Source organism: Bradyrhizobium sp. SZCCHNRI3052 (genome assembly GCF_032484895.1).
Taxonomy (GTDB): Bacteria; Pseudomonadota; Alphaproteobacteria; order Rhizobiales; family Xanthobacteraceae; genus Bradyrhizobium.
This window is the reverse complement of sequence record NZ_JAUETW010000003.1, coordinates 492,163-505,051: the sequence shown is the minus strand read 5'-3', so window position 1 is coordinate 505,051 and position 12,889 is coordinate 492,163. Positions and strand designations below refer to the sequence as shown.

Sequence of the window (12,889 nt, the reverse complement as noted above, 5' to 3'; positions counted from 1 at the left end):
GGATACGGCCGCAGCCGCCTACTGCTCGTCCTTCGGCGGCATGCGCGGCGGCAGCAGTGGCGTGAACGAGACGCCGTCGCCGGCGTTCTTGGCGGCCTTGAACTCGCCGGTGGAGGGATCACCGCCGGCGGTCTCGATGATCGTCTTCGGCAGAATGTATTCGCGCGCGGCATCGATGACCCCGCCATCACCGGTGCCGAAATCGGCGGCGCGGCCGCCCTGCGGATGGCCCGCCGCGATCTGGTCGGCGGCGTGCTGCGCCTTGTCGGCAAGTGTGTCGCTGTAGGGAATACGATAGGCGCGCGGCACGCCGCTCGGACGGTTGTCGTCGTCCAGCGCCTCGACCCACAGATAGACCGCGCCGGGATCGCCCTCGACGGAGTGCGGATCGACGATCCGCACCTGCAGCACCTTGAAGCTCCTCGGCAGCCGGTCGACGCTGGCCCAGCCGAGCAGGCCGCGGGCGCCGGCGAAGCTGCCGACATAGAACGCACTGGTGATGACCACGGCGACCGCCTTGGCCTGCCAAGGCAGCCTTGCATAGACCAGCACCAGCAAGAGCAGCGCGCCGATCAGCGCGTAGCACGCGGACAGCGTGACGATGACGGTCTGCAGACTGCTCATCATCGCCTGATCACCCTGACGCCGGTCTTGGGATCGAGATCGGCGCCGTTGCGCCAATTGCTGCGGAACGTCTCCAAAAGCGATTTCGGTCGGCGCTGCACATCGATCACCTTGCCCTCGGCATTGAGCTTGAAGCGCAGCGCCGTCTTCTCGTCGCCGGAATGGTCGAGCACGACCTTGTCGTCGAAGATCACCTGCGCGGTCGGGTTGAGCTTCTGCACCTTCACGGTGGCCTCGACCGGCGCGCCGCTGACGTTCTGGAAATGCGAGATGTTGACGGTGTATTCGCCGGCGACGATGCCTCTGATGGTCACGATCTCCTCGCGGATCGGCGACGGGATCTTCAGACCGTTGACCAGGATGAAATCGTTGGCGCCGCCGCGGTCGTCGCGATCGAGGGTGAGGAAGCCGGCCTCGCGATGCCGGTACCAGGCGATGTTGCCGACAGGGTCCTGCACGAACAGGTCGAGATCGTCGGGATGGTTATCCGGCCAGTCCATCGTGATCAGGAACTCGGCCTTCGAGTCGACCTTGCCGTCCTTGGCGTCCGGCGAGATCGCGAGCACCGCGATGAAGAAGAAGAACGCGACGATCTGCAGCGCCTTGAATAGCATGACGCTGAACGGGTCGAACTGCTCCTCGCGCGGATAGAGCCCGAAATCGTCCATCATGCGCCCTGCTCCGGCGCGCGATCCATCGCGCGCTCGAGCCGCGGCGTCACCCGCGTCTCGGTGAGCATGACAGCGTCCGAAAACACGCGCCCGGTCGCCGCGTCCAGCATGTAGTACTGGATGCGCACCAGGATCGAGCCGACGAGGCCGGCGAGCGTCGTGTACATCGCCACCGCCATGCCGTCGCTCATCAGCCCCATCGAGGATTTCATCGCCAGCTTGTCGTTGACGTCGAGGCCGGCAATCGGCGCCAGCATGATGATGAAGCCGATGATGGTGCCGAGCAGGCCGAGCTTCATCAGCGTGTCCGATGCGAAGCCGCCGAAGCCGTTGGAGCCGCGCAGGCGGTCGGCGAGCGTCCGCAGCAGCAGCGTCTGGTCGAGCCGCCCTGCCCCTTGCGTCCGCGCCTTGGTGACGAGGCTGCGGATGTGGTTGGTGACCAGCCCTTTGGGAAGCAACTGCGCATCAGGTTCGAGCGCGCGCGCCGCATCGGGCCCGATCAGCACGGCGCGGCAGCGCCGCGCCGCATCCGCCTCGCGCGCGATCGCTCTGGTGCGCCAGAAGCAATGGCAGCACGTGGCGACGTAGAGCACGGCGATGACGCTGGAGATGTAGGTGCGGTCGGAGGCGACCATCAGATGGAAATAGCCGTAGCGGGCGAGCACCACGCCGGCGAATATCGTGAGGCCGGTGAAGATCATCCAGAGCAGCAGCGGCCCGCGCTCGGCTGCGTCGCGCGCAGGTTCCACTCGTTCGGCACTGCTGACCACGCTCATGCATGAACTCCCGATGCGCGCCGTTTCGTTCGGCGCTTCGCAGACGAGTTAAGCAGAGCAGCGGAACAGCGTCCAAAGACATCTGCCTCGAGGCTCTCGGGAAAATTTCCCAACCTGCCGCTTGCTGCAGTGCATTTGCTTGGCGGAGCACCAGCCCATTGTTACGCTGCGGCAAAAGCCGTGGAGAGGATCGCATGCGTCTCGTGCTCCAGCTCATTGCGCGCCTTGCGCTGATCGTGCTGCTGTGTCTGGCCGCCGCGGCCGTATGGGTCACCGTCGACGCCTATCGCAGCGTCGACCGCGCCACCGCGGCATCGGCCGACCGGGTCTCGCAGGCGCTGGAGGCGCTGTACTGGCGCGAGCTGCTGCTGCGCGGCAACCGATCGCGCGAGCGGCTGCTGCCGCTGCCCGACTGGCGCACGACCGAGACCATGAAGCTGATCGCGCCCGGCATCTGCGTACAGTTCAAGCCGGAGGCGGCGTTCGAGAAGCCGCTGTGCGGCCAGAGCAAGGGCCTCGGCGCCGCGCCGCCGCGCTGGTTCTCAAGCGCCGTGGAAGCCATCCTCGGCGATCACGCGGCGGTCGCGCAGCCGATCAGCGCGCGCGCCACCACGGCGGGAACCGTCTCGGCGATCGCCGATCCCGATGCGGCGATCCAGCTCGCCTGGCTGCGCATCCAGGACAGCTTTGGCGTGGCGCTGGCGATGGCGGTCGCGATCGGCGTACTGGCCTCGCTGGCGATCGCCCATGCGCTGGCGCCGGCGCGCAGCATCGTCTCGGCGCTGCAGCGGATGGCCGAGGGCGACCACCGCCCCTCACTGCCGCGCTTCCGCTCGATGGAGCTCGCGATGATCGGCCGCGCCGTCGGCGAGCTCGGCGACCGGCTGGCGCAGGCCAACGAGCAGCGCGCCGCGCTGACCGAGCGCCTGCTCGACATCCGCGACGAGGAGCGGCGGGCGCTCGCCCGCGAGCTGCACGACGAGTTCGGGCAGAACCTCACTGCGATCCTCGCTTTTGCCTCGACGATCGAGAGCGCCGGCAACGGCCGCAACGATCAGATCGCCCAGGACGCACGCATGATCACGCGATCCGTCAGCCATCTGATGGCGTGCCTGCGCGGCACCTTGAGCCGACTGCGCCGTCCGCTCACCGAGGAGCTCGGCCTCGCCGCAGGCCTGATCGCGCTGACCGAGAACTATCAGCACGCCGCGCGACCGGCGATCCGGCTCGACCTCCACGGTGATCTCGCCGACATCCAGGGCCCGGTCGCGGTCACCGCCTACCGGATGGCGCAGGAGTGCCTGACCAACGCCCTGCGCCACACCAGTGCGAGCGAGGTGTCGTTGCGGGTCGAGCGGCGCTCCGGGCCCGACAGTGCGCTGCTGATTTCAGTCGAGGACGACGGCGGCGGCGATGCGACACTGCTGGCGCAATCGAGCGGCTTCGGCCTGACCGGAATCCGCGAGCGCATCGCCGCGGTCGGCGGCTCGCTGTCGATCGGACCGGCCGCGCGCGGGCTCAGCGTCTCCGCGACAATTCCACTGGCCGCCTGAGACAACCGGGATGCCCGAGCGCACAGGCATTTCGATCCTGCTGGTCGACGACCACCCGGTGGTCCGGCAAGGCTATCGCCGCGTGCTGGAGAGCCAGGACGGGTTTCGAGTCATCGCCGAGGCCGACAGCGCCGCGGCGGCCTATGCCGCGTTCAAGGCGCATGCGCCCGACGTGGTCGTGCTCGACATCTCGATGAAGGGCGCCAGCGGGCTGGAGGCGATCCGCAACATCCGCGCTCGCGACAATCGCGCCTGCATCCTCGTGTTCTCGATGCATGGCGAGGCGCCGTTGGTGAAGGCGGCGTTCGCCGCCGGCGCGAGCGGCTTCGTCACCAAGAGCAGCGAGCCGTCGGCGCTGGTCCGTGCCATCCGCATGGTGATCAGCGGGGAGCGCGCGCTCAGCGACGACGTCGCCCATGTGCTGGCCGCCGACAGTCTCGATCCGCAGCAGACCGTGCTCGACCGGCTCGGCGAGCGTGAGATCGAAATCCTGCGCCAGTTCGCGTCGGGCCTGACCACCGAGCAGATCGCCACGAACCTGCACCTCAGCGTCAAGACGGTGCAGAACTATCATTATCTGGTGAAGGCCAAGACGGGACTGCAGACGGATGCGCAGCTGGTGCGGCTGGCGGTGACCAGCGGGCTGACGGATTTGTAGCCCGGATGAACGCGCGCCTAGCGCGCCTGAAGTCCACGGAGCAGCAGGGTCAGCACGGCATCGACGCGGGCCGAGCAGGTGCATTCGCCCCATTCGTCAGCGTGGGCGGGATGATGGAAGCTTCGGGTCGCGTCGAAGATCGCCGCGGCCGCGGTCTTGGGATCAGCGACATCGAACGTCCCCTGCGCGACCCCCTCAGCGATCATGCCCTCGACCTGGGCGATCAGGTTCTGCTTGTGCGCCTTGACCACCGAGCACGCCTCGCGCGCCAGGGTGAGATAGGTCGCGAACATCTCCGGATCTTCACAGACCCGTTTCTGCTTGGCGCCGAACAGCTCGCGCAGCCAGCGCTCCAGCTTCGCCGGCGCCGGTCCCGGCTCGGCCGCGATCTGCGCCAGCGGCGCGCTGACCCGCTCGAGCCAGCGCTTGGCAACCGCCTCGCGCAGCGACGCCTTGCTCGGAAAGTGACGGTAGACGGAGCCGTGGCTGACATCGAGCGCTCTCGCGACGTCGACGACCGTCGCTTTGGCGAGCCCATAACGGCGCAACACGTCCTCGGTAACTTCGAGGATGCGCTCGGATGTCAGAACCACGGCCTCATTCATGCGTGCACCATATCGGCGTCGGACGTATTCGCCTTGATCTGGATCGTCTCAGCCTGGTCGGCGGACGATGGCGCGCGAAACCTGGTGGCCTGGGCCTCCAGGTGACGCGCGACCTGGAGATTCAGCCAGTCCTGAAATTGTGAGTGCAACAATCGCTTTTCAATCTTCATCGAAGCGGTCCTTCGCAGTTGAAACCGCTGAACCCAAGGTCAGACAGTGGAAGTTGGTCTTAAGCAAGATGGCAGGGTCGACATACACCATCGCGCTGACAGATTTCAATATCTGTCAGCGCGATTTTTTGAAAATGGTATTATGATCCGGAAACGGCATGCCGAGCGGCCGGAAAGACCGCCGTTTGTGTCGATCCGGCCACTCTGGTAAAGCGCGGCGTAAAATGCCGGCGCGGACGCTTGGTCCCGCCCACCTTCCCTCCCGCCTCGGAGCGCCGTCGATGATCCCCCGCTATTCCCGTCCCGAAATGGCCTCGATCTGGGAGCCGCAGACCCGGTTCAAGATCTGGTTCGAGATCGAGGCGCATGCGGCGGACGCGCTGGCGGAGCTCGGCGTGATCCCCAAGGAGGCCGCCAAGACGATCTGGGCCAAGGCCAAGGACGCCACCTTCGACGTCGCCCGCATCGATGAGATCGAGCGCGAGACCAAGCACGACGTCATCGCCTTCCTGACCCATCTCGCCGAGATCGTCGGTCCCGAGGCGCGCTTCGTGCACCAGGGCATGACGTCATCGGACGTGCTCGACACCTGCCTCAACGTCCAGCTCACCCGCTCCGCCGACCTGCTGCTCGCCGATCTCGACCGCGTGCTTGCGGCGCTGAAGACACGCGCCTTCGAGCACAAGATGACGCCGACCATCGGCCGCTCGCACGGCATCCACGCCGAGCCGGTGACGTTCGGCCTCAAGCTCGCTTATGCCTATGCCGAATTCTCCCGCGCGCGCGCGCGCCTGGTCGCCGCGCGGAAGGAAGTCGCGACCTGCGCGATTTCCGGCGCCGTCGGCACCTTCGCCCAGATCGATCCGCGCGTGGAAGAGCACGTCGCCAAGGCGATGGGCCTGTCGCCCGAGCCGATCTCGACCCAGGTGATTCCGCGCGACCGCCACGCGATGTTCTTTGCGACCCTCGGCGTGATCGCCTCCTCGGTCGAACGCTTTGCGACCGAAGTCCGCCACCTGCAGCGCACCGAGGTGCTGGAAGCCGAGGAGTTCTTCTCCGAGGGGCAGAAGGGCTCGTCGGCGATGCCGCACAAGCGCAACCCGGTGCTGTCGGAGAACCTCACCGGCCTCGCCCGCATGGTGCGTGCCTATGTGACGCCCGCGATGGAGAACGTCGTGCTCTGGCATGAGCGCGACATCTCGCACTCCTCGGTCGAGCGCATGATCGGCCCCGACGCCACCGTGACGCTCGACTTCGCGCTGGTTCGCCTCGCCGGCCTGGTCGAGAAGCTGCTGGTCTATCCCGCCAACATGGAAAAGAACCTCGACCGCCTCGGCGGCCTCGTGCACTCGCAGCGCGTGCTGATCGCGCTGACCCAGAAGGGGGCGAGCCGCGAGGACTCCTACAAGCTGGTCCAGCGCAACGCGATGCCGGTGTGGCGCGGCGAAGGCGACTTCCGCACTTTGCTCAAGGCCGACGCCGACGTGAAGAAGTACCTGAGCGACGCCGAGATCGACGAGCAGTTCGACCTCGGCTATCACCTCAAGCACGTCGACACGATCTTCCGGCGCGTGTTCGGGGAGAGCTGAGCGGGCGGACGCCTCAGTCCGCCTCCTCGCACTTGTCCTGCTTGACCTTGAACATCTTCCGGAACTGGGTCTCGAGCGCGCTCCGCATCGCCTCCATCTTCTTCTCGCCGGTGTTGCGGAGGTTGTAGTTGATAGCGCAATTGCTCCAGCCGAAATTGACCAGATAGATCCGCATGCGCTCCTGGCCGTCCGGCTTCTGCGCTTCGGCGGCGTAGCGAGCGACGCAGGCCTTCGGACTGGCGTTGTCGGCACAGCCCTTGTCGACGGTCTGGCGAAACATCTGCTGCAGGTCGGTCTTGCCCTCGATCGCGTCGACGAACTTTGCACAGGCGGCGGCAGGCTGGTAGTCGCGCAGCGCCGCGGGCGTCTTGAATCCGCGGGTCTGCGCCAGGTCGAAATCGCAACTGTCCTTCAGCTCCGCCACCCTGGCGCGGCGGTAGTCGTCGACACCGGGCAGCGCGATGAACTCCAGCCGCGCGGCAGCGTCGAGCGTGGCCTTGCAGGCGCGGTCGATCTTGTCGGCGTCGAGCGCCGCGACCGCCTTCGGGTCGAATGCCGGCAACGTGCCCGGCGAGTCGAAATCGGACGGGCCAAACAGCAGACGGACGGTGTTGCGCAGCCGCGTCTCGTCGTGCTTGGCGGGATCGTACCGGACCGTGAAACGGCAGCCGCTGTCCCAGGACATCGTCCGCTCGGCGGCATGGGCGCTGGCACCGGCGAGCGTGACGGCGGCGAGCGCCAAGCGTGCGGTCCATCCTGTCCAGCTTCGTCGGGTCATGGTACTCTTCGCAGTCGATCAATGCCTGTATCCTACCCAGCCCCGACGCCAACACCAGCCCGTGCCGCGCAGCATCTGAAGCGTGACGACGTCACGCTCGACAAGTGCCAGACCTGGCAGCGCTTGCAGCTACAGCTTCTTCAACGAGACGACCGCGTTGCCCTTGTTGTTGAAGTAGAATCGATACAACAGCAGCCAAGGAAGCATGATGGACGTGTCGTTGACGTAGACGAACACCTCCCCATCGCTGCGGGCCGTGAACCTGGCTGTCCAGCGGCTGCTGCCGGGCGTTTCCTGCTGGAAAGCCGGGAGATGCTCCTCCAGCCCGGTGCTGCCCACCCGCACGATCGGTGCGAACCAGTTCGACCAGATCAGCCGCTTGAAGGGTATCCCAGGCAATTGGGTCCAGGTGCCGTAACCGAAGCCGGCCGGAGTCGCAGGGATGCCGCCGTCGCTCCATGCCTCCCCGACGTCGAGCACGATCTGATAGGTCTCGCCCTGCGCCACGGTCAGCGCTGTCGGATAGCAATGGTGACGCGTCTCGAATACTGGCCGGATGCTTCCACCAGGGTATGCGCCGATCTCTGTCTCCTCGACCTCGATCGGCCTCAGCGTCTCCTTGCAGAACAGCCCGGCCGTATTGGCCGCGCCGAACCCCAGCCACCAGAACAGCCAGAACATGATGGCGAACGGGAAGATCCACGTTTTCAGCAGATAGAAACCGGCAACATACCAGCCCTGGCGTCGCAGCGAATAAACCGTCGCGCGCCAGCCGGTCACCGGCTTGTGCCGGGATGGATCGTTCCAGGCGATGCGTGCGGCGTCGCGGATCGTTCGCTGCAGTGAGGTGCCCCACGCCGTCAAGCCGAGCGCAGCGGCCACACCAACCACCAGCAAACCCGGCGAATCCCGAAACGCGACGAACCATGGGTCGAGAAATTTGGGCAAGAAGGCTGCCGCTCCGTTGACCAGCGGATTTACCAGCCCATGCAAGGGCTCATAAAGCACGCGCGGCCAATAGATGACGAAATATGGGATCGCCGCGACGAACAGCAGCGCGAACATGGTGGCGAAATAGACCACGCGGCGCAGCCAGACCCAATTCCAGACATCGTCCTGCACCCGCGTCCGCGCGTGCCCGTGATCGAGCGGATGCAGCGCATCGACCGGCGTATCGGTCTCATCCGTGACGCGGTAAGCGGCGGGTACGACCACCGGTGCATAGTGATTGGGACCCGACCCAATGCGTTCGAACACGGTGCGGTGGATCGTCGGCTTCACCGGCGGCAGAGGTGGCTGCGGCAGGCTCGGATGCAGATCGTCAGCAAGAAGCCCGGTCTGGGCCTTGAACGGCGAATGAAGCAGCCACTTGATGCGACTGACATCGTACCGGAGCGATAGCTTGTAGGGCGGCGCGTCATAGATCTCGCGCAGATTGCGCGGCTTGTAGCGGTAGTAGGCCGCAAGCCCCTTGCGCGAGTCGTTCAGCGTGTCGAGCGGATCGATCTCGGGATCGTAGAGCAGCCTGCGCCGCCCGTCGAGATAGACGAGACCATAGGCCTGGGCGCGGTCGAGCATCCAATCGAGCGTCACATAGGAAAGGCCATCCTGCGGATAGCCGCCGCCGATGTCGGAATGCACGCCGGTAAACCACACCTGGCTGATGCGCTCGCGGTCACGTGGCGGCAGATCGGTGCGCAGATGCGGCGGCGGCTCGGCCAGTTTCGCAGCCGCGCTGCGCGGATCGTGGTCGATGCCGAACAGCCAGTCCTTCTTGTCACTGCGGCCTGAAACAGCCTCGTCCCGTCCCCACACATAGCGCTCATCCCAGATCACCGGGCGGAAGGCGTCACGCTCCTCTTCGATCGCGAGGGCGTGGCAAGCGCGATGGATCTTGGAATTCATGAACTGGTCCGGCATCGACAGCGGCCAGATCCAATAGTCAATGGCGCGCGTCATCTCCTCGATCGGCCCGCCGTAGGCGTCAACGGTGTCCCAAATGCCGACGAAATGCACGCTCTCGACCTCGACTGCTGGCGGAGCCTGCAGCGCCACGCCCTGCACTCTGCGCAGCGTTCTGATTCCCCAGTGGCGCACTCCGCGCAGGTCCAGGCCGATCTTGCCGAGATATCTGAGAATTCCGCTATTGTAGCGACGCCGATAGCGGCGATAGGCGTCTGCGGCGAACCGGGCGAGATCGGCTTCATTGTCGTCGTAGGCGACGAGCCCCTGCCCCGCGATCATTGCCGCCACGATACGGATGGTGAAGGCACCGCGGCTGAACCCGAAGCAGTAGATGCGGTCGCCCGGCTTGTAGTTGCGACAGCAGAAGCTGTAGATCGCAATCACATTCCGCTTCAGGCCGAAGCCGAAGATGCCGCCGAGGGCTGCGAACAGCTTGAAGGAGGACGTTCCGACGCCATCGTCATAAAAGGCGACTTGCCGGCGCGGATCGCGCAGGTCCAGCAGCTGGAACAGGCGCCAGACATTGGTCTTGAACACGGCCTTGGCGCTGTTGCCGGTCCCGTCCGACAACAGCACGATGTTCTTTGCAACAGGATTGGACACGAGGCCCCCCGACCAGAATGCCGGCAGGGAGATTGGTCCGCAATTGCAGGAAAATCAAGGCACAATCCCTGCGCGAGCCCGCAGGACCACCCGCTCAGTTCTCAGCACCGCCCGTCATCCGCAAGGCAACATCGTCGCTTGATCCAATGCGGTCATCGAACGGGGGACGGCTTATCGAGGCGCGACTGACAGAGCGGCACGCATGGAATCACTCAAAAATGATCAGCAGATGCCTTTGTGCGGTTGTCCGACATCTCGTCGTCGACCTCTGATCCTTCGACAGAGGTCAGATCCGCGACTAAGCAGGTCGCCGGAATTCACCACTGACGAGCCCGACATGCCCGAGACGATCGCGAGCTACGATCCCCTGCTGCGATGGATTCATTGGGCGACCGCCCTGCTGTTCATCGCAGCGATGCTGATCGGGCTGTATTGCGGCCTTCAGCCGGCCGGGACGTCGCCGCGGCGGGAGCTGCTGGAGGTTCACAAATCGCTCGGCGTCACGCTGTTTATGCTGGCCATTCTCCGCGTGATCGTGCGGGCTCGCACCACGGCGCCGGCCGCTCCGGCCACGTTCGGACCGATGGTCCGCGCGCTGTCGCAGCTCAATCATTGGGCGCTCTATGCGCTGCTGCTGATCATGCCCGTCACCGGCTACATGTTCTCGTCGGCCGGCGGCTATTCGCTGCGTTATTTCGGGACCTTCAGCTGGCCGCGCCTGTTCGCCGGCGACAGGACGATCGCCCATGCCGGCGAGATCACGCATGATACGCTGGCCTATCTGGTCTATCTCGTGGTCGGCCTGCACATTGCGGCCACGCTCTGGCACGCGTTTGTCAAGAAGGACGAGGCGCTGGCCCGGATGTGGCCGCGGCGGTGAGCGTGGCCGCCGTAGGGTGGGCAAAGCAGCCGCCGTCAGCCGGCAGCGTGCCCATCGTCGTGCGGCGAGCTCATTGCCAAGACGATGGGCACGGCGCTACACAATCCCTGGAGACCGCACGGCCGCGCCTTTGCTCCCCGACTCGACAACTATATCGGCTTCGCTGCCACAACGAGATCGCCGGCGCGCTGGTCCTGCTTCAGCAGGGCGGCGAGCTCGCTCTCGTCGAGCGTCTCCTTGACCAGCAGGCGGCGCGCCGCGCGCTCCAGCACGTCGCGCTTGTCCTGGAGCAGCTTGCGGGTGCGCTCCAGCGCGTTCGTCACGATCGCACGCACCTCGGCGTCGATCGCATCCCCTGCGGCCTCGCCATACTCGGCGCTGCGTGAGACGCCCGGCGCAAGAAACGACTGGTTGTCGCGCTCATAGGCGACCGAGCCCAACTGCTCCGACATGCCGTAGCGGGTCACCATCGAGCGCGCGATGTCGGTGACGCGGCGCAGATCGTCGGCGGCGCCCGTCGACAGATGGCCGTAGACCACGAGCTCCGCGGCGCGGCCGCCGAGCAGCACCGCCATCTTGTTCTCGAGCTCCTCGCGCGTCATCAGGAAGCGATCTTCCGTCGGGCGCTGGATGGTGTAGCCGAGCGCGCCGACGCCGCGCGGGATGATCGACACCTTGTGCACGGGATCGGTGCCCGGCAGGCTCATCGCGACGATCGCATGCCCCATCTCGTGATAGGCGACGATCTCGCGCTCCTTCGGATTGAGCAGCCGGTTGCGCTTCTCCAATCCGGCGACGATGCGCTCGATCGCATTGTTGAAATCATCGAGCGTGACCTCGTCGCCGCCGCGCCGCGTCGCCAGCAAGGTCGCCTCGTTGACGAGGTTGGCGAGATCGGCGCCGGTGAAGCCGGGCGTCAGCGCCGCGACCTTCTCCGGATCGACGTCGGCGGCGAGCTTGGCCTTCTTCAGATGCACCTGCAGGATCTGGATGCGACCCGGCTTGTCGGGCCGGTCGACCAGCACCTGGCGGTCGAAGCGGCCGGCCCGCAGCAGCGCCGGATCGAGAATCTCCGGCCGGTTGGTCGCTGCCAGCAGCACGAGGCCGGTCGAGGAATCGAAGCCATCGAGCTCGACCAGCAACTGGTTCAGAGTCTGCTCCTTCTCGTCATGGCCGCCGGCGAACGGGCCCATGCCGCGGGCGCGGCCGAGCGCATCGAGCTCGTCGATGAAGATGATCGCGGGCGCCTTGGCGCGGGCCTGCTCGAACAGGTCGCGCACGCGCGCGGCACCGACGCCGACGAACATCTCGACGAATTCCGAGCCCGAGATCGAGAAGAATGGCACGCCGGCCTCGCCCGCGACCGCCTTGGCGAGCAGCGTCTTGCCGGTGCCGGGCGGGCCGACCAGCAGCACGCCCTTGGGCATGCGGCCGCCGAGACGGCCATAGGATTTCGGATCCTTCAGGAACGAGACGATCTCGCGCAGTTCGTCCTTGGCCTCGTCGACACCGGCAACGTCGTCGAAGCGAACGCCCGTGTTGGATTCGACGTAGACCTTGGCCTTGCTCTTGCCGATCTGCATCAGGCCGCCGCCGAGCCCGCCGGCGCCGCCCATCATCCGGCGCGACAGCCAGTACCAGACGCCGAAGAACAGCGCGATCGGCATCACCAGCGAGAGGATGTCGCCGAGGATGTTGCTCTCGACGCGGCCGGTGAAGGTGACGTTGGCCTTGCTGAGCTCCTTGGCGAACTCCTGGTCGACGCGCGTCGTCGCGAAGCGCGACTGGCCGCTGGGCAGCGGCTCCTTCAGCGTGCCTTCCAGGTAGTTCTCGGAGACGCCGACCTCCTTCACCTTGCCGGCTGCGAGCAGGTCCTGGAATTGACTGTAGGGAATGACGGCGACCTGGCGATAGCTCGTCCACGCATTGTGGATCATCATCGCGACGAAGATCGCGACGATTGCGTACCAGAGATTGAAGCGGGTCTGCTTGGTCATGGGTCTCTCAATCGGGTGAT

Annotated in this window: 12 protein-coding genes; 4 read left to right on the top strand and 8 right to left on the bottom strand. The window is 65.9% G+C overall.

From position 1 onward, the window contains the following. Positions 1 to 18 precede the first annotated feature (18 nt). Genes QW887_RS12715 through QW887_RS12705 form a run of 3 tightly spaced genes read right to left on the bottom strand, consistent with a single transcriptional unit; the run spans position 19 to position 2,071 of the window. On the bottom strand, positions 19 to 627 hold the full coding sequence (locus QW887_RS12715) for a hypothetical protein (protein ID WP_315714787.1): 609 nt from the start codon (positions 625 to 627) through the stop codon (positions 19 to 21). Continuing rightward, the gene (locus QW887_RS12710) at positions 624 to 1,295 is read right to left on the bottom strand and encodes a hypothetical protein (RefSeq protein WP_315714788.1); all 672 of its coding nucleotides are present in this window, start codon (positions 1,293 to 1,295) and stop codon (positions 624 to 626) included. The genes QW887_RS12715 and QW887_RS12710 overlap by 4 nt, the downstream gene beginning before the upstream one ends. Further along, the gene (locus QW887_RS12705; RefSeq protein ID WP_315749348.1) at positions 1,292 to 2,071 is read right to left on the bottom strand and encodes a MotA/TolQ/ExbB proton channel family protein; all 780 of its coding nucleotides are present in this window, start codon (positions 2,069 to 2,071) and stop codon (positions 1,292 to 1,294) included. Before QW887_RS12705 ends, QW887_RS12710 begins: the two co-directional genes overlap by 4 nt. A 194-nt stretch (positions 2,072 to 2,265) precedes the next feature. On the opposite strand from QW887_RS12705, the gene QW887_RS12700 reads away from it, so the two are divergent. Beyond that, on the top strand, positions 2,266 to 3,624 hold the full coding sequence (locus tag QW887_RS12700; RefSeq protein WP_315714790.1) for a histidine kinase: 1,359 nt from the start codon (positions 2,266 to 2,268) through the stop codon (positions 3,622 to 3,624). 10 nt (positions 3,625 to 3,634) lie between these two features. Further along, positions 3,635 to 4,282 carry a response regulator transcription factor gene (locus QW887_RS12695; RefSeq protein WP_315714791.1) on the top strand — a complete coding sequence of 216 codons (648 nt, stop codon included), beginning with the start codon at positions 3,635 to 3,637 and terminating at the stop codon, positions 4,280 to 4,282. 17 nt (positions 4,283 to 4,299) lie between these two features. Here the strand turns inward: QW887_RS12695 and QW887_RS12690 are convergent, their stop codons facing one another. Continuing rightward, complete coding sequence (locus QW887_RS12690) at positions 4,300 to 4,887, bottom strand: TetR family transcriptional regulator (protein ID WP_315714792.1); 588 nt, start codon at positions 4,885 to 4,887, stop codon at positions 4,300 to 4,302. Next, on the bottom strand, positions 4,884 to 5,057 hold the full coding sequence (locus QW887_RS12685; protein ID WP_315714793.1) for a hypothetical protein: 174 nt from the start codon (positions 5,055 to 5,057) through the stop codon (positions 4,884 to 4,886). The genes QW887_RS12690 and QW887_RS12685 overlap by 4 nt, the downstream gene beginning before the upstream one ends. Before the next feature lie 281 nt (positions 5,058 to 5,338). On the opposite strand from QW887_RS12685, the gene purB reads away from it, so the two are divergent. Beyond that, a complete protein-coding gene (gene purB, locus QW887_RS12680) occupies positions 5,339 to 6,646 on the top strand; it encodes an adenylosuccinate lyase (protein WP_315714794.1) in 1,308 nt (435 codons plus the stop codon). 13 nt (positions 6,647 to 6,659) lie between these two features. On the opposite strand, the gene QW887_RS12675 is transcribed toward purB, so the two are convergent. Both QW887_RS12675 and QW887_RS12670 read right to left on the bottom strand, forming a co-directional pair. Next, positions 6,660 to 7,424, bottom strand: coding sequence for a hypothetical protein (locus QW887_RS12675; protein WP_315714795.1), 765 nt, complete (start codon positions 7,422 to 7,424; stop codon positions 6,660 to 6,662). Between the two features lie 129 nt (positions 7,425 to 7,553). Next, positions 7,554 to 9,992, bottom strand: coding sequence for a DUF2235 domain-containing protein (locus QW887_RS12670; RefSeq protein ID WP_316194588.1), 2,439 nt, complete (start codon positions 9,990 to 9,992; stop codon positions 7,554 to 7,556). 337 nt (positions 9,993 to 10,329) lie between these two features. Here QW887_RS12670 and QW887_RS12665 point away from each other — a divergent pair, with 337 nt between their 5' ends. Next, on the top strand, positions 10,330 to 10,872 hold the full coding sequence (locus QW887_RS12665; protein WP_316194587.1) for a cytochrome b: 543 nt from the start codon (positions 10,330 to 10,332) through the stop codon (positions 10,870 to 10,872). 149 nt (positions 10,873 to 11,021) lie between these two features. Here QW887_RS12665 and ftsH read toward each other — a convergent pair whose 3' ends face one another. Beyond that, on the bottom strand, positions 11,022 to 12,869 hold the full coding sequence (gene ftsH, locus QW887_RS12660; protein WP_315714798.1) for an ATP-dependent zinc metalloprotease FtsH: 1,848 nt from the start codon (positions 12,867 to 12,869) through the stop codon (positions 11,022 to 11,024). Positions 12,870 to 12,889 lie beyond the last annotated feature (20 nt).

Coding starts and splice junctions, on each gene's coding strand:
- QW887_RS12710 (WP_315714788.1), bottom strand. CDS start 1,295: ATGATGGACGATTTCGGGCTCTATCCGCGCGAGGAGCAGTTCGACCCG.
- QW887_RS12705 (WP_315749348.1), bottom strand. CDS start 2,071: ATGAGCGTGGTCAGCAGTGCCGAACGAGTGGAACCTGCGCGCGACGCA.
- QW887_RS12665 (WP_316194587.1), top strand. CDS start 10,330: ATGCCCGAGACGATCGCGAGCTACGATCCCCTGCTGCGATGGATTCAT.
- QW887_RS12700 (WP_315714790.1), top strand. CDS start 2,266: ATGCGTCTCGTGCTCCAGCTCATTGCGCGCCTTGCGCTGATCGTGCTG.
- QW887_RS12695 (WP_315714791.1), top strand. CDS start 3,635: ATGCCCGAGCGCACAGGCATTTCGATCCTGCTGGTCGACGACCACCCG.
- QW887_RS12685 (WP_315714793.1), bottom strand. CDS start 5,057: ATGAAGATTGAAAAGCGATTGTTGCACTCACAATTTCAGGACTGGCTG.
- purB (WP_315714794.1), top strand. CDS start 5,339: ATGATCCCCCGCTATTCCCGTCCCGAAATGGCCTCGATCTGGGAGCCG.
- QW887_RS12690 (WP_315714792.1), bottom strand. CDS start 4,887: ATGAATGAGGCCGTGGTTCTGACATCCGAGCGCATCCTCGAAGTTACC.
- QW887_RS12715 (WP_315714787.1), bottom strand. CDS start 627: ATGATGAGCAGTCTGCAGACCGTCATCGTCACGCTGTCCGCGTGCTAC.
- QW887_RS12675 (WP_315714795.1), bottom strand. CDS start 7,424: ATGACCCGACGAAGCTGGACAGGATGGACCGCACGCTTGGCGCTCGCC.
- ftsH (WP_315714798.1), bottom strand. CDS start 12,869: ATGACCAAGCAGACCCGCTTCAATCTCTGGTACGCAATCGTCGCGATC.